20 protein-coding genes are annotated in these 18,345 nt (G+C 71.4%); 6 read left to right on the top strand and 14 right to left on the bottom strand.

Annotation, left to right across the window (positions count from 1 at the left end; all coding sequences use genetic code 11):
- Positions 1-678 carry a VanSc-type vancomycin resistance response regulator transcription factor VanR gene (gene vanR-Sc / locus ABFX50_RS24095; protein WP_346149598.1) on the bottom strand — a complete coding sequence of 226 codons (678 nt, stop codon included), beginning with the start codon at positions 676-678 and terminating at the stop codon, positions 1-3.
- Positions 679-815: 137 nt separating this feature from the next.
- Here vanR-Sc and ABFX50_RS24090 point away from each other — a divergent pair, with 137 nt between their 5' ends.
- Positions 816-1,361, top strand: a complete 546-nt coding sequence (locus ABFX50_RS24090) for a M15 family metallopeptidase (RefSeq protein ID WP_346149597.1) — start codon at positions 816-818, stop codon at positions 1,359-1,361.
- Between the two features lie 170 nt (positions 1,362-1,531).
- Here the strand turns inward: ABFX50_RS24090 and ABFX50_RS24085 are convergent, their stop codons facing one another.
- The gene (locus ABFX50_RS24085; protein WP_346149596.1) at positions 1,532-2,203 is read right to left on the bottom strand and encodes a winged helix-turn-helix transcriptional regulator; all 672 of its coding nucleotides are present in this window, start codon (positions 2,201-2,203) and stop codon (positions 1,532-1,534) included.
- Between the two features lie 339 nt (positions 2,204-2,542).
- Between ABFX50_RS24085 and ABFX50_RS24080 the strand changes: the two genes are divergently transcribed.
- Genes ABFX50_RS24080 through ABFX50_RS24070 form a run of 3 tightly spaced genes read left to right on the top strand, consistent with a single transcriptional unit; the run spans position 2,543 to position 3,843 of the window.
- Positions 2,543-2,920: a hypothetical protein gene (locus ABFX50_RS24080; RefSeq protein WP_346149595.1), complete on the top strand. Its 378-nt coding sequence runs from the start codon at positions 2,543-2,545 to the stop codon at positions 2,918-2,920.
- 57 nt (positions 2,921-2,977) lie between these two features.
- On the top strand, positions 2,978-3,349 hold the full coding sequence (locus tag ABFX50_RS24075; RefSeq protein WP_346149594.1) for a VOC family protein: 372 nt from the start codon (positions 2,978-2,980) through the stop codon (positions 3,347-3,349).
- A gap of 2 nt (positions 3,350-3,351) precedes the next feature.
- On the top strand, positions 3,352-3,843 hold the full coding sequence (locus tag ABFX50_RS24070; protein ID WP_346149593.1) for a hypothetical protein: 492 nt from the start codon (positions 3,352-3,354) through the stop codon (positions 3,841-3,843).
- A gap of 170 nt (positions 3,844-4,013) precedes the next feature.
- On the opposite strand, the gene ABFX50_RS24065 is transcribed toward ABFX50_RS24070, so the two are convergent.
- The 9 genes from ABFX50_RS24065 to ABFX50_RS24025 all read right to left on the bottom strand — a co-directional run bounded on the left by ABFX50_RS24065 (position 4,014) and on the right by ABFX50_RS24025 (position 13,533).
- Positions 4,014-5,633, bottom strand: coding sequence for a PucR family transcriptional regulator (locus tag ABFX50_RS24065; protein WP_346149592.1), 1,620 nt, complete (start codon positions 5,631-5,633; stop codon positions 4,014-4,016).
- Between the two features lie 155 nt (positions 5,634-5,788).
- Positions 5,789-6,814, bottom strand: coding sequence for a DUF917 domain-containing protein (locus ABFX50_RS24060; protein ID WP_346149591.1), 1,026 nt, complete (start codon positions 6,812-6,814; stop codon positions 5,789-5,791).
- On the bottom strand, positions 6,811-7,962 hold the full coding sequence (locus tag ABFX50_RS24055) for a hypothetical protein (RefSeq protein ID WP_346149590.1): 1,152 nt from the start codon (positions 7,960-7,962) through the stop codon (positions 6,811-6,813). The genes ABFX50_RS24060 and ABFX50_RS24055 overlap by 4 nt, the downstream gene beginning before the upstream one ends.
- The gene (locus ABFX50_RS24050) at positions 7,959-9,266 is read right to left on the bottom strand and encodes an MFS transporter (protein ID WP_346149589.1); all 1,308 of its coding nucleotides are present in this window, start codon (positions 9,264-9,266) and stop codon (positions 7,959-7,961) included. Before ABFX50_RS24050 ends, ABFX50_RS24055 begins: the two co-directional genes overlap by 4 nt.
- Positions 9,267-9,406: 140 nt before the next feature.
- Positions 9,407-9,775 carry a nuclear transport factor 2 family protein gene (locus ABFX50_RS24045; RefSeq protein ID WP_346149588.1) on the bottom strand — a complete coding sequence of 123 codons (369 nt, stop codon included), beginning with the start codon at positions 9,773-9,775 and terminating at the stop codon, positions 9,407-9,409.
- A gap of 135 nt (positions 9,776-9,910) precedes the next feature.
- Positions 9,911-10,561, bottom strand: coding sequence for a polysaccharide deacetylase family protein (locus ABFX50_RS24040; RefSeq protein WP_346149587.1), 651 nt, complete (start codon positions 10,559-10,561; stop codon positions 9,911-9,913).
- Positions 10,562-10,754: 193 nt separating this feature from the next.
- Positions 10,755-11,513, bottom strand: a complete 759-nt coding sequence (locus tag ABFX50_RS24035; RefSeq protein ID WP_183661294.1) for an ATP-binding cassette domain-containing protein — start codon at positions 11,511-11,513, stop codon at positions 10,755-10,757.
- Positions 11,510-12,538, bottom strand: coding sequence for an ABC transporter permease (locus ABFX50_RS24030; protein WP_346149586.1), 1,029 nt, complete (start codon positions 12,536-12,538; stop codon positions 11,510-11,512). Before ABFX50_RS24030 ends, ABFX50_RS24035 begins: the two co-directional genes overlap by 4 nt.
- Positions 12,535-13,533 (bottom strand): sugar ABC transporter substrate-binding protein, encoded by a 999-nt coding sequence (locus ABFX50_RS24025; RefSeq protein WP_346149585.1) that lies wholly within the window; start codon positions 13,531-13,533, stop codon positions 12,535-12,537. Before ABFX50_RS24025 ends, ABFX50_RS24030 begins: the two co-directional genes overlap by 4 nt.
- 135 nt (positions 13,534-13,668) lie before the next feature.
- On the opposite strand from ABFX50_RS24025, the gene ABFX50_RS24020 reads away from it, so the two are divergent.
- Complete coding sequence (locus tag ABFX50_RS24020; protein ID WP_246453705.1) at positions 13,669-14,307, top strand: TetR/AcrR family transcriptional regulator; 639 nt, start codon at positions 13,669-13,671, stop codon at positions 14,305-14,307.
- Positions 14,308-14,327: 20 nt separating this feature from the next.
- Here the strand turns inward: ABFX50_RS24020 and ABFX50_RS24015 are convergent, their stop codons facing one another.
- Together ABFX50_RS24015 and ABFX50_RS24010 are read right to left on the bottom strand one after the other, a co-directional pair.
- On the bottom strand, positions 14,328-15,128 hold the full coding sequence (locus ABFX50_RS24015) for an HpcH/HpaI aldolase/citrate lyase family protein (protein ID WP_346149584.1): 801 nt from the start codon (positions 15,126-15,128) through the stop codon (positions 14,328-14,330).
- Positions 15,125-16,312, bottom strand: coding sequence for a CaiB/BaiF CoA transferase family protein (locus tag ABFX50_RS24010; RefSeq protein WP_346149583.1), 1,188 nt, complete (start codon positions 16,310-16,312; stop codon positions 15,125-15,127). The genes ABFX50_RS24015 and ABFX50_RS24010 overlap by 4 nt, the downstream gene beginning before the upstream one ends.
- A gap of 32 nt (positions 16,313-16,344) precedes the next feature.
- Here ABFX50_RS24010 and ABFX50_RS24005 point away from each other — a divergent pair, with 32 nt between their 5' ends.
- A complete protein-coding gene (locus ABFX50_RS24005) occupies positions 16,345-16,986 on the top strand; it encodes a GntR family transcriptional regulator (protein ID WP_346149582.1) in 642 nt (213 codons plus the stop codon).
- Between the two features lie 36 nt (positions 16,987-17,022).
- Here ABFX50_RS24005 and ABFX50_RS24000 read toward each other — a convergent pair whose 3' ends face one another.
- A complete protein-coding gene (locus ABFX50_RS24000) occupies positions 17,023-18,342 on the bottom strand; it encodes a helix-turn-helix domain-containing protein (protein ID WP_346149581.1) in 1,320 nt (439 codons plus the stop codon).
- Positions 18,343-18,345: the final 3 nt, after the last annotated feature.

Below are 18,345 nucleotides of genomic sequence, written 5' to 3'. Positions count from 1 at the left end.
TCACCCCCCGGTGCCGGATGCCGTGTCGATGCGGTACCCGACGCCGGGCACCGTGGCGACGACCCAGGGTTCGCCGAGCCGTTTGCGCAGCGCCGAGACCGTGATGCGCACGGCGTTGGTGAACGGGTCCGCGTTCTCATCCCATGCCCGTTCCAGCAGTTCTTCGGCGCTGACGACACCGCCTTCGGCGGCGACGAGAACTTCGAGCACGGCGAACTGCTTCCTGGTCAGCGCGACGTACCGGCCGTCACGGTAGACCTCTCGGCGGAACGGGTCCACTCGCAGACCTGCGATCTCTCGCACAGGAGGCCTGTTGTACGCGCGCCTGCGGTCGAGTGCTCTGAGCCTGAGCACGAGTTCTCGGAGTTCGAACGGCTTGGTGAGGTAGTCGTCGGCGCCGAGCTCGAACCCGGAGGCCTTGTCGTCGAGACGGTCGGCAGCGGTGAGCATGAGGATCGGCATGCCGCTACCGGAACCGACGATACGTTCCGCGACCTCGTCACCGGAGGGGCCGGGAATGTCGCGGTCGAGGACAGCGATGTCATAGGCGTTGACGCTCAGCAGTTCCAGAGCGGTATCACCGTCACCGGCGATATCGGCGGCGATCGCTTCCAGACGCAGCCCGTCGCGGATGGCTTCTGCCAGATACGGCTCGTCCTCGACGATCAGCACACGCATGCTCCGACACTACGAGCCGGCGCATATCGCCGGCATATCAAAAACCTCATACGTGCTGGCAACCCCACGCTTCCTTGACTGGAGGCATGGCTAGCAGAGCACCAGCACGAGCAGCAACCCGCCGGACTCCCAGGCTCGTGATCGTCGCCCTGGCAGTCGTCATCACGGCGTTCATCGGGGCCGTCGGCTATCAGTCGGCGTCGTCCTCGGCCGCGTCACCCATCGGCGTCGGCGAGGCGGCCGGGGCCGTTCCCGACGGCGCGACAGTCTTCGATGACGAGATCCCGGCCGTGGCCAACCTCGATCCGGATCTGCTCAAGGCCCTCCGCCGAGCTGCAACGGATGCCATGGAAGACGGCGTCGAGTTTCGGGTCAACAGCGGATGGCGTTCACCGGAGTACCAGAATCGGCTTCGTCGTGAGGCGGTCTCCACGTACGGCTCAGAAGACGAGGCCGCGCGATGGGTGGCCACGGCGGAGACCTCCCTTCACGTCTCGGGAGATGCGATCGACATCGGACCCGTCGACGCCACGGCGTGGCTGTCCGAGCACGGCGCCGATTACGGGCTGTGCCAGATCTACCGCAACGAACCCTGGCACTACGAACTGCGCCCCAAGGCTGTCGATCGCGGCTGCCCGCCCATGTATGCCGATCCCACGCACGACCCGAGGATGCGGCAGTGACCGGCTCGCTCACCGGGCTCGGTGTCGGGGCTGGCTCGTCATACCTGCGGGCGAGCGCTCGACCTGTCTGTCGAACGCACTCGATCGACGTTCGGCCTGCCGAAGCCAAGGAGAAGCGTGGGGCAGCCGTGCGCGCAGCCTGACGGCACGGGCCGCTCAGAAGATCCGAGCTACTCCTGGGAGGTCCAGTGCCGAGGTGGGGAGTCGGCGACTCCGTACAGCAGCCGCTTGAGGGCCAGAAGGTCGCCCACAAGGGCCACGCTCCCTTCGGCGAGCGCAGCGTCGAGCGAGGCCGGATCGGCCAGGAGGCCGCCGAGCGTCTTCGGGTCCGTACGAAGCGAGATGTCGGCCGTGGCAGGCTCACCGCTCCGCACCTGAACCTGTCCGGAGTCCACGCAGACCGTCCAGACCGAGCCGTCGAGATCGAGGCGACAAACGATCGGCGGCGCCGCCGGGTCGTGACGAACGTGACCTCGCAGGAAGATCAGCACCGAGGTGGCGCTGAGTGAGGTGGGCTCTGGGGGGTGGGGGGCATCGATCCCCCAATCGCTCAGAGCCAGGACGATCGGTTCCAGCTTCCGGCCCCACTCTGTCAGTTCGTAGACCTGCGGGCCTGCCGTTGACGCCAGTTTGCGGCGACGGATCACCCCGTGATGCTCGAGTTCTCGAAGCCGATCGGCAAGCAGGTTCGAGCTGGCGTTGGGCAGAGCGTGCCGCAGCTCGGAGAAGCGTTGAGGCACCAGGAGCAGCTCGCGGACGACCAGCAGTGCCCATCGCTCCCCGACGACGTCGAGAGCCCGAGCCATCCCACAGGAGTCCCGATAGCTACGGCTGGTCGGCATGGCTGCTCTCTCCTCGGTCTGCCCTGATCCGGAACTACCACTCACTGTAGTTGCTTTTCACAACTCTTCGCCCGCCGCTTCCGATGACGTCAAGAGCCTGACCACTGATCGCTACTCCTAAAGTACTACCTAGCTCGGTTGCTTTTAACAACTTCATGTGGTTATCGTTTAGCAGCGGCCTGACGAACCAGCGAGGTGCAGGTGGCGCTCGGCGGCGACCTGCCGCTCGGAAGGACAGACCCATGCGACAGCCCATGGCCCACTCGAGATCACCGGACCGATCCGGTGGTGGCCGCCGGCGCCAAGGTCGCGCGACAACCAGGAAGACAGGAGCCTGCGATGAGTACTTCTCTTTCGAACCAGAGCCCGGCCTCCGCCCAGAGGCCCGAGCATGCGTCGATCGTGGATCCCGATGCGCACCAAGTCCTGTTCGAGAACGAACACGTTCGGGTGATCCATGCGCGCGCCTCCCACGGTTGGGAAAGTGCGATGCACTCGCACCCGCCGATGCTCGTGGTCAACCTCGGCTCCGGGCGGCAGAAAGTGACCTGGGCGGATGGGACGACGCAGATCGTGGATCTCAACCCCGGCGCGGTCGTCTGGCAAGACGACGCTTTCGATCACGCCTGGGAGTTGCTGGCGGGCGAAGTGAACGTGATCCTCGTCGAGGTCAAGTCGGCAAACGTCGGAGAACAAGTGTCAGCTGGCGGCCGGTGATTTCGTGTCGCCCCTGCTCGAAAGCGTCCCCGCGAAATCAACGACAAGGAGACTGAAATGATCACACCGAAGCCCGGCAGTATCCTTCTGGGCACCACCCGGCCCGCAGAACTGCGTGAGTGGTACCGAAGGGCGCTCGCACCGGCACACGAGGGTGAGGGTGCGATCGATCTGGGCGGCTTTCTGCTGGTCATCGACCAGCGCGATGACGTCGACACGAAGAACAACGAGCCGGGCCGGATGATACTCAACTTCCACGTCGACGACTTCGACGCCGTCGAGGCCCAGCTGCGGGCGGCAGGGGTGGACTGGCTGTTCCCCGTCTCCGACCGCCCCAACGGCCGCTTCGGAACATTCGCGGACCCTGATGGAAACTACCTTCAGATCATCCAGCTCAACGAGACGCACAGGCCCCGGCCCCACGCGTAGCCATGAGAGCGCCGCCTGGCCGGCATCCGCGGGCGCTACCCGGCGTGCGCTTCCACCAGGTGGCGCCCGTTTCGAAGAGCAAGGCCGCCGCTGACCGCGCCGCCGCGATGGTCGCGGACCTGGCACCCGGCACGCCCGGCGGCGTCGACGCCGAGATCGACGTCACGTGGCACGACAGGCTCACCGCCGTCGACTGCGGCCAGAACCTGGAGAGGATCGGCTGTCCGCACTGCGGGATGTCGATCGGCACCGAGTGGTGGTCAGCTCTTCTGGAAGCGAACTGCGAGGACGGCTTCGCCACCCTGGCGGTCGAGCTCCCCTGCTGCGGCGTCGAATCGGCCCTGGACGCGCTGGACTACGACTGGCCGTGTGGATTCGCCCGCTTCGAGATCGCCGTCTGGAATCCCGACCGTAGCTGGTTCACCAACGAAGAGCTGGCTGCGCTCGCGGAGGCGCTCGGGCACCCCGTGCGCCAGATCAGGGCTCACATCTGACCCTCGCCCGCCAGAAGTCAGAAGCCGATCAAGCCGACAACACGAATCCAAGCGCAGTGGTAGTCGGGTGGTAGCGCCGACGTACCGGATGCGGTTGCCCTGGGACGATCCTGGCCAACGAGCATCCGTCGGTTCGGGGCCGGGCAGGGATATGACACCACCGGCGTCCTTTACAACGTAGATCCGCCTTGTCTGATCACGTGCCAGGCCAGGTGCAGGGCCAGTCTGGTCGCCGGGTCGTCCAGGTCGTAGCCCACCTCCTTGATCCGCTCCAGCCGCGCGGTGACCGTGTTGCGGTGCACGCCCAGCCGTTCGGCCGCCCGGACGGCGCCGCCCTCGCTCAGCACCGCCCCCAGCGTCTCCAGCAGCGTGCCCTCCCTGTCGGCGGCCATCAGCGGCCGCAGGACGACCGTGGCCGGCGCCCTGAGAACTCCCCCCGGAATGGCGGCCAGCAACTCGGCGGGCCCCAGCCGGTCCGAACGGGCCACACGCCCGCTCCCTGCCAGGAACGCCGCCGCCTCCGCGCCCAGCAGCGACTCCCCCACGGCGCGCAGTCCCGTCACGGGGGTGCCCACTCCCGCGGCGCACGGCCATGGCAGGGCTCGCAGGCACGCGCCGAGCCGCTCGGCCAGTTCGCCGGGTTCGAGCGCGGACCAGCCCGCCCAGCCGTCACCCCGCCTGACTACCGGAGCCCCACCCAGCGTGGCCGCGATCACCTCGCCGGCCCTGGGGGCGTCCTGCCTGCCCGCCGTCCATCCGGACGGTCTGACCATGAAGGCGGACACGGGCCCGCGCACGGCCCACCCCAACGCCACCGCCCTGGCCCAGACCCCTTCACCAGCCCTACGGTCATCAGCGCGCCGGCCTGACCGTCCGCCAAGGTCGCCGGGAACGTCGGAGGCGTCAGTATCCTCAAAGCCGCCGAGGCTGCCGGGAACGTCGGGGCCGGCTGTGTCCTCCAAATTTTCCGGGCCGCTCGCGACCTCCGACAGCAGGCGCTCGGCCAGGGCGGACTGGAGGGCGAAGTCGCCTGCGGCCGCCAGCCGTTCGCTCGCCGCCCACGCCGCCAGCGGAGCGACGGCCAGCTCCAGCACCGTGCGCACCACCGAAGGCCAGCCCGCCGACCTCGCGGGACCCCCGGCCACCAGCCTGCCGAGCACCTCACCGGCGGGCCCCCGCACGACCACCTCGGCCGGCCACGCCCCCACGAGCCCGGACGACAGCGCCGCCGCCCGGCCCGCCAGGCGGGTGCCGTACTCGTCGACGAAGGCGACCGACGTGCCAGGCAGCTCCGCGTTCAGCACCCCGAGCACCCGCCGCGCCGAGGCTCCGGCCTCCGCCAGCCTGGTCGCGCAGCGCGCCACCAGCTGGGTGCGCGCCGCCGCGGGACGAGCCGCCGCGGAGGCCACCTCCACCGCCGTCACCAGCGGATCGGCCGTCACGAACACCAGCGTGATGCCGAGCCGCTCGGACAGCACCGCGCTTGAGCCCGCCCCCACCGCGCCGACAGGGGCGATCACGCAGGCCGCCGCCTGCTCCCAGGCCCGCCGCATCGCCATCTCCACCGCCCAGCCGCCGCTGGCCGCCGCGCCGATCAGCACCACGGCCGTGTGCGGCGCCACCGAGGAGAAGACGGCCAGCTCGTCGACGATGCGCACCTGATGGACGGGGCTCTCCCCCACGCCGTACATCCGCGCGCCCGCCAGCGGCCCGCCGTTGACCAGTTCGGCCACCGTGACGGGCGCCTCCCACTCCGCCGCCCCGCCCACCGCACCACGTGGCCCGCTCACAACTCCACCACTCCACTCACGCCTCCCCCGCTCCGCCCACCACGCCCGGCTCCGTGCGCCGATCCGTGTGACCGCCACTCCCCCTCGGTTCGCGACGACGACTCAACCCACCACACCCGCCTCCGCCCAGCTCCCTGTTCGCTCACCAGGCCCGTTCACAGCGGCACCCCGAAGGCGCGCAGGCCGCCGAGGGCTCTGCCCTGCTCGGTGTGCCACGCCGGGGCCGCGCGCAGCACCAGCACCTCGACACGCATCCCCGGGCTCGCCTTGTCGACGTCCACCACCACCCCGTCCGCCGACGAGATCATGCAGATCTGGTCGGGCGCCATCGCCACCGCCGCCCCGTCGGCCAGGGCCAGCACGATCTCGTTGTGCGCCTCCAGCCGCACCAGCCGTCCCAGCCCCTCGCTCTCCTCCACCGCGATGCTCGACGGCGCCGACGGCAGCGTCACGTCCGCGCCGTGCCCGCTGCTGCCCTCCACCGCGACGATGCGGCCCTCGCACAACCTGCGCACGCCGTACGGCGCGGCCACCGAACGCGGCGCACCGGGTCTGCCCGCCTCCAGCAGCAGCGACACCGTGCCCGGCACCACTACCCGCGCCAGCTCGGCGGCCTCCATCGGGTAACAGGCGGCCAGCCCCCACCCGCCGAACGACAGCACCACCGGCCGCAGCGTCTCCTCCACCCTGTCGGGCGCGGTCTCCAGCAGCACCAGCTCGCCCGAGGGCCCCGCCAGCGCCAGCGGGGTGGAGCTGACCCCGCCCAGCGTGTAGGTGGTCTGCTCCACCAGCGGGAACACGCGCCCTGAGCCGTCGCCGTCCACCAGGGGCAGCCCCAGCGAGGCGGCGGCGATCAGCGGAAGCAGCGCGTTCTCCGCCGCCAGGTTCAGCGCGACGACCGCGCCCGCGCGCCTGCCCAGCCTGCGTTCCAGCGCCCGTACGGCACGAGCGGGCTCCTGCCCTACCGGCAGCTGCTCGCCCAGGGCGGTCGTCGACCCGACCAGGCTGACGGCCACGCACAGGGTGCCGGGCGGCAGGTCTCCGGCCGCGACGAGGTCCACGGGCGTGTCGAGCACCGCGTCCGCCCAGTCCACCGCCAGCTGGAAGGAGGACTCGGCGGCGCCCGTCGCGAACAGCCTCGACCCCGCCGCCAGCACGGGCAACTCCTCACGCCCGATCATGGGGTGGTCCCCGCGGCGGTGACCCGGACCCGGTAGAGGCCGTCGGGCAGGTAGGACAGCGGGTTGACCGTCACCTCGCCGATGCGCGCCGAGCCGGGAGCGGCTCCCGCGCTCACCACCCTGGTCAGCGCCTCGTCGCGGGCGTCGGCCAGCGCCCTGTCGAGCTCGGCCCTTCCCCTGGCCTGGACGATCCGCTCCACCTCCGCCAGCGGTCCCGCCAGCGCGGCCCCGAAGGCGGCCGCCACATCCGGCGGGAAGCCTCCGCCCTCCCCCGCACCGGCCACCGAGCCCGGCGAGACGGCCGCACTCCCTCGCCCGCGGTCCGCCGGGCATGGCGGCGCGGCCTCGGTCTTCCCCGTGGGCCCAGGAGAGACGGCGCGTCCGGAGTGTGGGCCGGGCAGGGCGTGGGCTCCGTGCAGGGCGGCGGCGGTGGCGCCTTCGCGACAGATCAGGGGGTAGCGGCGGAAGTAGTGCGCCGAGACCAGGCCCTCGCCGCTCCTGGCGAAGTACAGCGGGATGCCCTCGAGCCACGAGGCCGCCGCGTCCGCCAGGCGCTCGGCCTCGGGCCGCAACGCCGCGTTGAGCATCGCCTGCCGCTCACGCTCGCGCAGCCCAGGCCGTCCGAACTCGTAGGACAGCGTGATGCGCGCGCCCGGCACCTCGGCGGCGATCAGCTCGGCCACCGCGAGCTCGTGGTCGGCCAGCACCGGCGAGCCCGTCGCCGTCACCGCGAAGTCCGCCAGCCCGCACCCGGCGGCGAAGGCGCGCACGGCGGCGGCGTCGAGAGGGGCGAGGGGGCGCCGGGTGAGGCTGTGGCCGCCGCGCACGATCGTGGCCAGCCCGCGCGGGTGCGTCACCTGCGGGCCCAGCGCCGGCGGGCACGGGCCGCCCACCCTGATCGCGGCGACGGGCGCGGCGCGCACGTCGTCGAGGTCGACCGCGACACAGGCCGCCCTCACCTCGCCGAGACCCGCCTCGGCGGGCCCGTTCCCCACCGAGCCGGCAGAGGCACGAGCGGAGGCGGGGAGGCCCTCGCCGTCGCCGGCTGGGAGCAGGGCGCCGTCATAGGCGCGCCACCAGGCAAGGACACCGTCGCGGACGACCGCGACCGTGGTCGAGGACCGTCCGGGAGCGACGCCGAGGATCATTCCAGGCCGCGCCCCTCGGTCTCGGGCAGCGGCACCGCCAGCAGCGCCGTGACCACCATGAACGCGTTGATGACCAGCATGGTCGCGGTGAATCCCGTGGCGCCCGCCAGCAGCGCGCCCACCGCCGACGGGGCCACCGTCGTGGCCACCAGCTGCGAGGCCGTGGCCCAGGAGTAGCCGGTGCCGCGCAGGGCCGTCGGGTAGAACTCGCCGTTCCAGGTGTTCCAGACGCCCCACGCGCCCAGGCTGAAGAACGACAGCACGAAGTTGCCCGCGTAGAGCTCGAAGGTGGAGTCGGCCAGCGCGAACCACAGCCCGCCCAGCGCCGCGGCCACCACGTAGACCAGGAACACCTTCTTGCGTCCGAAGCGCCCGGTCAGCAGGGAGGCGCTGACGTAGCCGGGGATCATCATCAGCGCGCTCAGCGCCGCGAATCCCAGCGAGGCGTCGAAGGTCAGGCCCTTGTCCTGCAGCAGCGTCGGCAGCCAGGTCTGCAGGCCCCAGTAGCCCCAGTTGAAGGCGAAGTTCAGCAGCAGCATCGCCACGGTGATCTTCGTCAGCCTGCCGCGCAGCAGGTCGAGGGGGCGGCCCACACGCTCGGTCGCCACGGTGAAGGTCGCGTCGTGGTCGGGGCTGCCCAGCTCGCGCAGGACCTGGCGGGCCTCCTCCTGCCGTCCGCGCGCGGCCAGCCAGTACGGCGACTCCGGCACCCACGCCCTGATCGCGAACGCCCACAGCCCCGCCGCCGCGCTGGCGATGACGACCACGTGCCAGCCGAGGTCGCCCAGCGCCACCGACGCGCCGATGGCGGCCAGCATGCCGATCGGCCAGCCGATGGACAGGTAGACCGCCGCCCTGCCCCTGCTCCTGGTGGGCAGCAGTTCGAGGAAGTAGGGGAAGGTGATGGTGTAGACGCCCGCCAGCGCCAGCCCCGAGGCGACCCGCAGGGTGACCAGCGTGGCCATGTTCGGGGCGAAGGCCGAGGCGAAGGCGATCGCTCCGTAGGCAAGCAGCGACCAGAAGGCGGCGGGCTTGCGGCCGATCCTGTCGGAGACGGGCCCCCAGATGAGCGCCCCCGGGATCATGCCGAAGGCCACGGCCGACAGCACGATCCCGATGCCCGCCTCGTCGATGCCGAAGGACTCGCCGAGGTCGCCCGAGACGTAGATGAGGGCGAGCTGCTCCCACGACTCGATGACGAAGGCGATGAACAGGGCGAGGGCGATGAGCACGTGCCGTCTGGTGAACAGCATCCGATCGAAGGCCGCCCCGATGGGCAGCGTGCGGGCGTCGGTGGCGGTCATGGAGACTCCTCGGAGGAGGGGGGCGCTGTGGGGATATGGCGCACCATAGGGCCGCCCCCTCCCTCCTCCGCTGTGCACGACGCACCGGCCCGGCGGGCCGCGCTGTGCGCCTTGCCTTGAGGCCTCAGAATACCCGCAGGTCAGAGGCTGTTCTCGTGCACGTGCACGATGAGCCACTCCCCGTCGAGGTGACGCAGCACGGTGGTGGTGCGCACGATCTCGGGCTCCCCCGCGGCGTAGTCGACGCGCAGCAGGTAGCGGGCCAGCGCGGTGTCCCCCCACACGTCCACGACCTCGTCGTAGGCGTGCAGACCGGTCTCGGCGGGGCCGTCGGTCGGCCTGGCGTCCCGCACCTTGTCCAGCTGCGCCCTGCTGGTGATCAGGTCGGGGGCCGCCGAGTCGAAGATCGTGGCCTCCGGGTGCAGCAGGCGGTCGATGCCCGCCCTGTCCCCCCTGGTGTAGGCGTCGTACATGCCGGTCACAACCGCCCACACTGCCTGGCGCGTCATCGTTGCCCTCTCGTTCGCGTCTTTGTCCCATCGACCCTTGGCGATGGCCGATCAGCCACTTTAGGGTGCTTTGTCGGCATCGCCGGACACCCCCTGCTTCCGCGGCCAGGAGCGGCAGGGGCCGTCACGCTCGGATCAGCCGCACCACAGGCGGTGGAAGGAGTAACCGCGCGCCTTCAACGTCTTGATGATCTTGGGGAGGGCGGCGACCGTCTGCCTCCTGTCGCCGCCGCCGTCGTGCAGCAGCACGATGCCGCCCGGCCTGACGTTCGCCAGCACCCGCTTGGCGATCGCCTTCGAGCCGGGCCTGGCCCAGTCGCGCGGGTCCACCGTCCAGAGCCGGACCTGCTTGCCGAGCGCCGCCGCGCGCTTGCGCGCCCGCTTGTCCACCGCCCCGTACGGCGGGCGCAGGCACTGCGGCGTGTACCCCGTCTGCTTCCTGATCTCGGCGTCGGTGTGGAGCACCTGCCGCCTGAACGCCGGCCACGACAGGCCGCGCACGTCGGGGTGCGACCAGGTGTGGTTCTGGACGCTGTGGCCCTGCTCGAACACCTTCCTCGTCAGCGCCCTGTTCTCCTTGATGTTGACGCCGAGCTGGAAGAACGTGGCCCGCACGCCGTGCTCGCCGAGGATGGCGAGCACCTTCGACGTGTACTCGGACGGCCCGTCGTCGAAGGTCAGGTAGACGACCTTCTCCGCCGGCCGCGCGTGAGCGGCCGGCGCCGCCCCCAGACCCGCCACCATGACAGCGGCCACGACCGGCACCACAGCGCGCCAGCGAACCATCGCTCCCCCTCGTCCCCACGCCACGAGATCCCCCCTCACGAGAACCCCCGTCACAAGATCGCCCTCATGACATCGCCCCTCATGCGAGCCCCCTCACGAGCTCGGATCACGAGAGCTCACGTCACGGGAGCCACCATTACGGGAGCACACATCATGAAATGTCGGGATCTATCTTGCTGTACGCGGAGATCGCTCACTCCCTTCTGAGCTCGTGCTCCAGCTGCTCCAGCTCCGAGCCCCCGGCCATGAGCGTGGTCAGCTCCTCGCGGGTGATGTCGGCCTTGCCGTACTCGCCGATGCTCGTCCCCCTGTTGAGCAGCAGGAACCGGTCGCCGACCGGGTAGGCGTGGTGCGGGTTGTGGGTGATGAACACCACCCCGAGGCCGCGGTCGCGAGCCTTGGCGATGTAGCGCAGCACCACCCCCGCCTGCTTGACGCCGAGGGCGGAGGTGGGCTCGTCGAGGATGAGCGCCCTCGCCCCGAAGTGCACCGCCCTGGCGATCGCCACCGACTGGCGCTCTCCGCCCGACAGCGTGCCGACGGGCTGGTCGACGTCGCGGATGTCGATGCCCATCGCGCGCAGCTCCTCGCGGGCGACGCGGCGGGCGCGTGCCACGTCGAAGCGCCCCATGGACTTGACCGGCTCCGAGCCGAGGAAGAAGTTGCGCCACACCGACATGAGCGGGATCATCGCCAGGTCCTGGTAGACGGTGGCGATGCCCCTGTCCAGCGCGTCTCGCGGGCTCGACAGGCGCACGGGCGCGCCGTCGACGAGCAGCTCGCCCGAGTCGTGCTGGTGCACCCCCGCCAGGATCTTGATCAGCGTCGACTTGCCCGCGCCGTTGTCGCCCAGCACGCAGGTCACCTGGCCCGCGGCCACGCTCATGGACACCCCGCGCAGCGCCAGCACGCTGCCGAAGGACTTGCCGACGTCCCTGGTCTGGAGGATCAACGTTTCACCTCTTCGGCGTAGCGGCGGACCAGACGGTTGGCGAGCGTGGCCAGCAGCAGCATCGCCCCGAGGAAGAACTTGAACCAGTCGGCGTCCCAGCCGAGGAAGACGATGCCCTTGTCGGCCATGCCGAAGATGACGGCGCCGATGGAGGCGCCGATGGCCGAGCCGTACCCGCCGGTGAGCAGGCAGCCGCCGATGACGGCGGCGATGATGTAGATGAACTCCTGGCCGATGCCCGAGCTGGCCTGCACCGAGGTGTAGCGCAGCGCCAGGATCGAGCCGACCAGCCATGCCGCGAAGGCCGTGGTCATGAAAAGGGCGATCTTGGTGCGGGCGGCCGGCACGCCGACCGCGCGCGCGGCCTGCTCGTTACCGCCGACCGCGAAGATCCAGTTGCCCGCCCTGGAGCGCATCAGCACCCAGGTGGCCACCACGGTCGCCAGCACCCACCACAGGATGGCCACCCTGAACCCGCTGTCGCCGACGGTGCCGCCGAAGACGGCCCTTGCCGACTCGTAGCCCTCGGCCCTGCGCAGGCCCGCGACCTGGACGGTGCCGGTCAGCGCCTTGGTGACGCCCAGGTTGAGCCCCTGCAGCATCAGGAAGGTGCCCAGCGTGACGATGAAGCTGGGCAGTCTCGTCCTGGTGACGATGAGGCCGTTGGCGAAGCCCACGGCCAGCGCCACCGCCAGGCCCGCGAGCATCGCCAGCCACACGTTGAACCCGAACCTGGTCGCGAGCGTGACCAGCACCAGCCCCGTGGTGCCGGTCAGCACGCCCGCCGACAGGTCGAACTCGCCGCCGATCATCAGCAGCGCGATCGCGACCGCCATGATGCCGAGGGTGGCCGCGGGGTCGAGCCAGTTGGCGATGCCCGCGACCGAGCGGAAGACCTCCGACTGCCCCGCGAAGAAGGAGAAGACCACCACCGCGCCGACGACCGCGCCGAGCTCCGGCCTGATCAGCAGGCGGCGCAGGCGGCCGACGTCGGCCAGGCGCTCGTCGGCGGCCGCGGAGCTCACCTGGTTCCGCTCTCTGCGAGCTTGGCGACCTGCTCGGCGTTGTCCTTGGTCACGAATCCCGGGCCGGTGTTGACCGGCAGCCCGCCGCCGACGGTGTTGAGGTTGGACTTGTACAGGTGCAGGAAGGTGATCGGCAGCCAGCCCTGCAGGTACTGCTGCTGGTCGACGGCGAACAGGACCTCGCCGTCCTTGATGGCGGTCACCACGTCGCCCGACAGGTCGAAGGTGCCCAGCTTGGCCTGCGAGCCCGCGTCCTTGAGCGCGTCCCTCGCCGCGATGGCCACGGCGGGGTTGAGCGCCAGCACGCCGTTGATCGCCTGGTCCGACTGGATCTTCGCGGTCACCTTGGAGCTGACGTCGGCCAGGTTGCTGACATCCACCTGCAGGCGCTCGACCGATCCGCCGAGCGTCTGCTCGGCGCCCTTGCACCGCTGGTCGAGGCCGACGTTGCCGGCCTCGTGGATGACGCACAGCAGCTTGGTGACGCCCGCCGCCTTGAGCTGTTCGCCCGCGCCGCGCCCCGCCACGTCCTCCGACTGGCCGACGTGCGTGAGGGCGCCGAACTCCTTGGAGCGGTCGAGGCCGGAGTTGACGGTGATCACCGGGATTTTGGCGGCGACGGCCTTGCCGATCGACTCCTTCAGCGCGTCGGGGTTGGCCATCGAGACCACGATCCCGTCGACCTTCTGCGTGACCGCCTGGTCGATGAGCTGCGACTGCTTGGCCGCGTCGCCGTCGCCCTGGTAGGTGACGCTCGCACCGTACTGCTTGCCCGCGGCCTCCGCCCCGTTCTTGACCACGTCCCAGAAGGAGTCGCCGGGTGCCGCGTGGGTGATGACGGCGTAGGTGCCGCCCCCTCCGGCGGGGGCCGCGGTGGGAACCGGCGAGCCGACGGGCGCCGTGGCGGGGGCGGCGGACTGTGCCGCGCCACCGCCCGAGCAGCCCGCGAGGGCCAGCGCGCCTGCCAGGACCAGCACGATCGGGGTTCGTTTCATGCGATACCTCCAAGACCATCGGGCTCGTCCTTGATGTAAACGCGCGGTCACCCCTTCGTCAACAATTTGTCGTGACATTAGGACTAATGAACTGGATACAGAACGGAATCGTTCGTTCCGTAGTATGGTCGTGTCATGACCGCCACACCGATGAGCGGCCGCCGTGCTCAGGCCGCCCGCAACGACGAAGCCATCCTCCAGGCGGCGAGAGCCGTCTTCACCACCGATCCGAGCGCGCCCATCTCGGCGGTGTCCGAGCGGGCGGGGGTCGGCATCAGCGCGCTCTACCGCCGCTACGGCAGCAAGGAGGGGCTGCTGCAGAAGCTCTGCGGCGACGGCCTCGAGCTCTACATCGCCGCCTCGGAGAAGTCACTGGCGATGCGGGGGGACCCGTGGGAGGCGTTCACGACGTACATGCGCGACATCGTCGACGCCGACTCCAGCTCTCTCACCATCGCGCTGGCCGGCACCTTCCAGCCCACCGAGGAGCTCTACCACGCCTCCGCGCGCGCCTCCCAGCTGGCCATCGAGGTCCACGACCGCGCGGTGAAGGCCGGCGCGCTGCGCCCCGACGTGACCGCCGCCGACATCGCGCTGCTGTTCGAGCAGATCGCCTCCATCAAGCTCGGCGACGGGCAGCGCACCACCGAGCTGCGGCACCGCTACCTGACGCTGGTGCTCGACTCCCTGCGCAACCCCCCCGCCCACCAGCCGCTGCCCGGCCCTCCGCCCACGGACGAGGAGCTCGAGCAGCGCTGGGCGCCGCCCTCCTGACGGCGCGCCCCGCCGTAGGCTCAGAGGGCGAGCCGCTCGGCCAGCGCGAGCGTGCGGCGCGCCCTCGTGATGATCGGCGCGTCCACGAGGCGGCCGTCGGGCAGCGCGACCGCGCCCACGTCGACGGCGCTTTCGGCGGCCTCCACGATCTCCCGCGCGGCGGCCACCTCCTCCCCCGACGGCCTGAACGCCTCGCGGATCACCGGCAGCTGCCGCGGATGGATCGCGGTGCGGCCGAACAGCCCGAATCCCCGCCCACGCCTGGTCGAGGCCAGCAGCCCCTTGTCGTCGGCGACGTTGGCGTACACCGACATCGGCACCGGCGGCAGTCCCACCGCGGCCGCGGCCAGCACCGCCCTGATACGCAGCTGGTCGAGCGCCGCCTCGTCGGTGAGAGACAGCTGGGCGATCAGGTCCTGCTCGCCCAGCGCCACGCCGGCCACCCTCGGGTGCGCCGCGATCGCCACCGCGTTGACCACACCGGCCGCCGACTCCAGCAGCGCGTGGATCGGAGCGTCCAGATCGACCAGGTCCACCGCCGCGGGCGACTCCACCTTCGGCACGCGCACCCCCGCCATCGGGAGCCCCTCCAGCGCCCGCAGGTCGAGCTGGCCCTCGTCGGTGGCCGGGTCGTTGATCCGCACATGGACGGCGGGCGCCCCGCCGCGCAGGTAGGCGACCGCGTTGCGCCTGGCCTCCTCCTTGCGGGAGGGGGCGACGGAGTCTTCCAGGTCGATGATCACCACGTCGGCGCCCGACGTCACGGCCTTGTCGAACCGCTCGGGCCTGTCAGCCGGAACATAGAGCCACGTGAGGTTCATGCGATCACCCCGTTCTCCCGCAGTTGCTTGATCTGCTCGGGCGTGTAGTCGAGATCGCCCAGCACCTCGTCGGTGTCGCGGCCGAGTGGTCGTCCGGTCCAGCGCACCTCGCCGGGGGTCTCCGACAGCCTGAACAGCACGTTCTGCACGGTCACCGAACCCAGCTCCTCGTCGGGCAGCTCGACGAAGGTGTTCAGCGCCTCGTACTGCGGATCCTCGGCAATGTCCTTTACGTTGTAGATCGGAGCGATCGCCGCCTGCGCCTCCTCGAAGCGGGCCACGACCTCCTCCGCGTCACGTGCGGCGATCCACGAGCCGACCGCCTCATCCAGCTCCTCCACGTGCTCTACCCGGCCCGCCCCGCTGGAGAACCACGGCTGCGCGACCAGGTCGGGCCTGCCCACCAGCGTGACCACGCGCTCGGCGATGGTCTGCGCGCTGGTGGAGACGGCCAGCCAGCGGCCGTCCCTGGTGCGGTAGGTGTTGCGGGGAGCGTTGCTGCTCGAACGGTTGCCCGTGCGCCGCGGCACGACTCCGAGCGCCTTGTAGGCCGTCATCTGCGGTCCGAGCAGGCCCATGATCGGCTCGATGATGGCCATGTCGACGACCTGGCCGCGTCCGGTCCGCTCGCGGGCGTGCAGCGCCACCATGACGGCGTAGGCCATCGCCAGTCCCGCGATGCCGTCGGCCAGCGCGAGCGGCGGCAGCGTCGGCGGCCCCTCGGGCTCGCCCGTCATCGAGGCGAAGCCGCTCATCGCCTCGGCCAGCGTGCCGAACCCCGGCCGGCTCGCCATCGGCCCGAACTGGCCGAACCCGGTCATCCTCGCCACGATCAGGCGGGGGTTGAGCGCCAGCAGGTCCTCAGGCGCGAGGCCCCAGCGCTCCAGCGTGCCAGGCCTGAAGTTCTCCACCAGCACGTCCGACTCCCGCACCAGGCGGCGCAGGATCTCCTGCCCCTCGGGCTTGGACAGGTCGACGGCCGCGGCCCTCTTGTTGCGCGAGAGCGACTTCCACCACAGGCCGACCCCGTCCTTGGCGGCCCCGTGCCCGCGCGAGGGGTCTCCGCGACTGGGGTGCTCGATCTTGATGACGTCGGCGCCGAAGTCGCCCAGCATCATCGCGGCGGACGGCCCGGCGAACAACGTCGCCGCGTCAATCACTCGGATATCGGCAAGACTGGTCATAGTCCTATATCTTATAAGTTATGCGAGCGCCCATGAGCAAAGCGGACTACGCGTACGAGGTGCTGCTGGAGGAGATCAGGACGGGCCAGATCCCCGGCGGCACCGCGCTGCGCGCCGCGGCCGTCGCCGCCAGGCTCGGGGTGTCGGTCACCCCGGTGAGAGAGGCCCTGCGCCGCCTGGAGAAGGACCGGCTGATCAGCTACGAGACGCACCACGGCGCGACGGTCGTCGATCTCGGGGACGAGGCGCTGGCGGAGTTCTACGGCGTGCGCGCGGTGGTGGAGGGCCTGGGGGCGAGGCTGGCCGCCTCCCGCGTCACGGCCGTCGAGCTGGCCGACCTGCGCGAGCTGCACCGCTCGATGGTCGAGGCCGCCGCGGCAGGGCGGCTGGAAGGGCTGGGCGCGGGCTCGGAACGCTTCCACCTGCGGATCGCCGACATCGGCGGGCCCGCCTTCCTCGGCCAGCACGCCAGAGCGGTGCGGGCCAGCTTCCCCGTGCCCGCCACGGCCTCGCTGTGGCTCGACCCCAAGGTGGCGGCGCGGCAGCTGGAGGCGCACGAGCGGATCCTGCGGGCGCTGGAGGAGGGCGACGGGGCCACCGCCGAGCGCGTCATGATCGAGCACGTCGAGGCGGGCGCCGTCCACCGGCGCGAGCACGGCGCGCCGCCGGTCTGAGCCCCGGCTCCGGCCCAGCGTCGCGGCCCCCGCGCCTCAGACCCGCGCGGCCCTGCAGGCGAGCTGGAGGGCCAGGCGTTGCTGGGGGTCGTCCAGGTCGGCCTGGAGCAGTTCCTCGATGCGCCTGACGTTCCTGCTGACGGCGTTGCGGTGCATGCGCACCTCCTCGGCGGCCCTGGCGGGCGAGCCGTGGTGGTCGAGGTAGGCCCGCAGGATCTCCAGCAGCAGCCCGGCCTTCTTCTGCTCCATGATCGGCTGCAGCAGCTCTCTCACCGCCTGCTGCGCCGCGTCGGAGGAGTACCACTCCTCCAGCATCCGGTCCAGGCCGGCCAGGTCGTAGGTGGTCAGGGCCGAGGAGCCCCTGCGCACGGCCGTACGGGCCTCGGAGGCCGAGGTGCGCAACCCCAGCAGCCCCTGGTGGGCGGTGCTGACACCGCATCGCAGGTCGGCGCCGGCCGGCCGTACGCGCTCGAGCAGCAGCGCCGCGTCCCTGGCGGCCGCGCGCAGGCCCGCGCGCCCCGGATCGTGCGCCGAGGTGCGCACCACGATCAGCGCCCCGTCGGCCATGGTGACGCTCCACTCGGGCCCCACCAGCTCCCGCACCAGCCGCGCGGCCCGCGTCGCGAGAGTGTCGAGCAGCGCGTAGGGCTCGGGGCCCTCCATCCGCAGCACCACGTGCCACCCGTCGACGGGCAGCCCGAGCGTGCGCGCCCTCGGGGCCAGCTCCTGGGCCTGCTTCTCCGGCGCGACCAGCAGCTCGGTCAGCACCTGGGCGCGCGAGCGGGCCGGCGCCTCCTCCGAGGGGCCCGCCGCCGCCGCGAGCTCGGCCAGCTTGAGCACGATCCGCGTCGCCCTGCCCAGGTGGTCGTCGCGCTCCTGCGCGGAGAAGTCCGCCGCCACCTCGACGCCGAGCGCCGCGCCCGCCTCGGCGGCCAGCCGCTCAGGCGCTCCGGCTGCGGCGAGCACGCCGCGCACCGCCTTCTCCGCTCTCACCAGCGCGTCGGCGGCCTCACCGGCGATGGCGGGGGCGCCGACGACGACGAGCCAGGCCAGCTCCGTCCCGTCGGGCGCCGCCAGGAGCGCCACCCCTGCCCGCTCGGCGAGGGCGCCGGCCGAGCGCGCCACCTCCACCGGCGCGGTCAGCAGCAGCGCCGCCTCGCCCGCCGAGCCCGCGTCGCGCAGCACCACCTCCAGGCGGTAGCCGGTGGCCCGCAGCGACGCCTCGCCCGTGAGCACGAGCACGGCGCCCGGCGGCTGGTCCACGACCGTGCGCAGGTCTTCCAGCAGCCGCACCCCCGTGGCGGGCCGCGGCTGCGCGGGCCCGGCCAGTCGGCGCAGGTCATCGCCCGTGTACATGCG

Origin of the sequence: Nonomuraea recticatena, from assembly GCF_039533245.1 — a bacterium.
Taxonomy (GTDB): Bacteria; Actinomycetota; Actinomycetes; order Streptosporangiales; family Streptosporangiaceae; genus Nonomuraea; species Nonomuraea roseola.
This window is presented reverse-complemented; position numbering and strand designations above follow the sequence as displayed.

Excerpts from the sequence above, each read along its gene's own strand:
- ABFX50_RS24010 (WP_346149583.1), bottom strand. The coding sequence starts at position 16,312 with ATGACCAGTCTTGCCGATATCCGAGTGATTGACGCGGCGACGTTGTTC.
- ABFX50_RS24005 (WP_346149582.1), top strand. The coding sequence starts at position 16,345 with ATGAGCAAAGCGGACTACGCGTACGAGGTGCTGCTGGAGGAGATCAGG.
- ABFX50_RS24055 (WP_346149590.1), bottom strand. The coding sequence starts at position 7,962 with ATGATCCTCGGCGTCGCTCCCGGACGGTCCTCGACCACGGTCGCGGTC.
- ABFX50_RS24080 (WP_346149595.1), top strand. The coding sequence starts at position 2,543 with ATGAGTACTTCTCTTTCGAACCAGAGCCCGGCCTCCGCCCAGAGGCCC.
- ABFX50_RS24085 (WP_346149596.1), bottom strand. The coding sequence starts at position 2,203 with ATGCCGACCAGCCGTAGCTATCGGGACTCCTGTGGGATGGCTCGGGCT.
- ABFX50_RS24075 (WP_346149594.1), top strand. The coding sequence starts at position 2,978 with ATGATCACACCGAAGCCCGGCAGTATCCTTCTGGGCACCACCCGGCCC.
- vanR-Sc (WP_346149598.1), bottom strand. The coding sequence starts at position 678 with ATGCGTGTGCTGATCGTCGAGGACGAGCCGTATCTGGCAGAAGCCATC.
- ABFX50_RS24060 (WP_346149591.1), bottom strand. The coding sequence starts at position 6,814 with ATGATCGGGCGTGAGGAGTTGCCCGTGCTGGCGGCGGGGTCGAGGCTG.
- ABFX50_RS24050 (WP_346149589.1), bottom strand. The coding sequence starts at position 9,266 with ATGACCGCCACCGACGCCCGCACGCTGCCCATCGGGGCGGCCTTCGAT.
- ABFX50_RS24020 (WP_246453705.1), top strand. The coding sequence starts at position 13,669 with ATGACCGCCACACCGATGAGCGGCCGCCGTGCTCAGGCCGCCCGCAAC.
- ABFX50_RS24070 (WP_346149593.1), top strand. The coding sequence starts at position 3,352 with ATGAGAGCGCCGCCTGGCCGGCATCCGCGGGCGCTACCCGGCGTGCGC.
- ABFX50_RS24000 (WP_346149581.1), bottom strand. The coding sequence starts at position 18,342 with ATGTACACGGGCGATGACCTGCGCCGACTGGCCGGGCCCGCGCAGCCG.
- ABFX50_RS24015 (WP_346149584.1), bottom strand. The coding sequence starts at position 15,128 with ATGAACCTCACGTGGCTCTATGTTCCGGCTGACAGGCCCGAGCGGTTC.
- ABFX50_RS24040 (WP_346149587.1), bottom strand. The coding sequence starts at position 10,561 with ATGGTTCGCTGGCGCGCTGTGGTGCCGGTCGTGGCCGCTGTCATGGTG.
- ABFX50_RS24045 (WP_346149588.1), bottom strand. The coding sequence starts at position 9,775 with ATGACGCGCCAGGCAGTGTGGGCGGTTGTGACCGGCATGTACGACGCC.
- ABFX50_RS24025 (WP_346149585.1), bottom strand. The coding sequence starts at position 13,533 with ATGAAACGAACCCCGATCGTGCTGGTCCTGGCAGGCGCGCTGGCCCTC.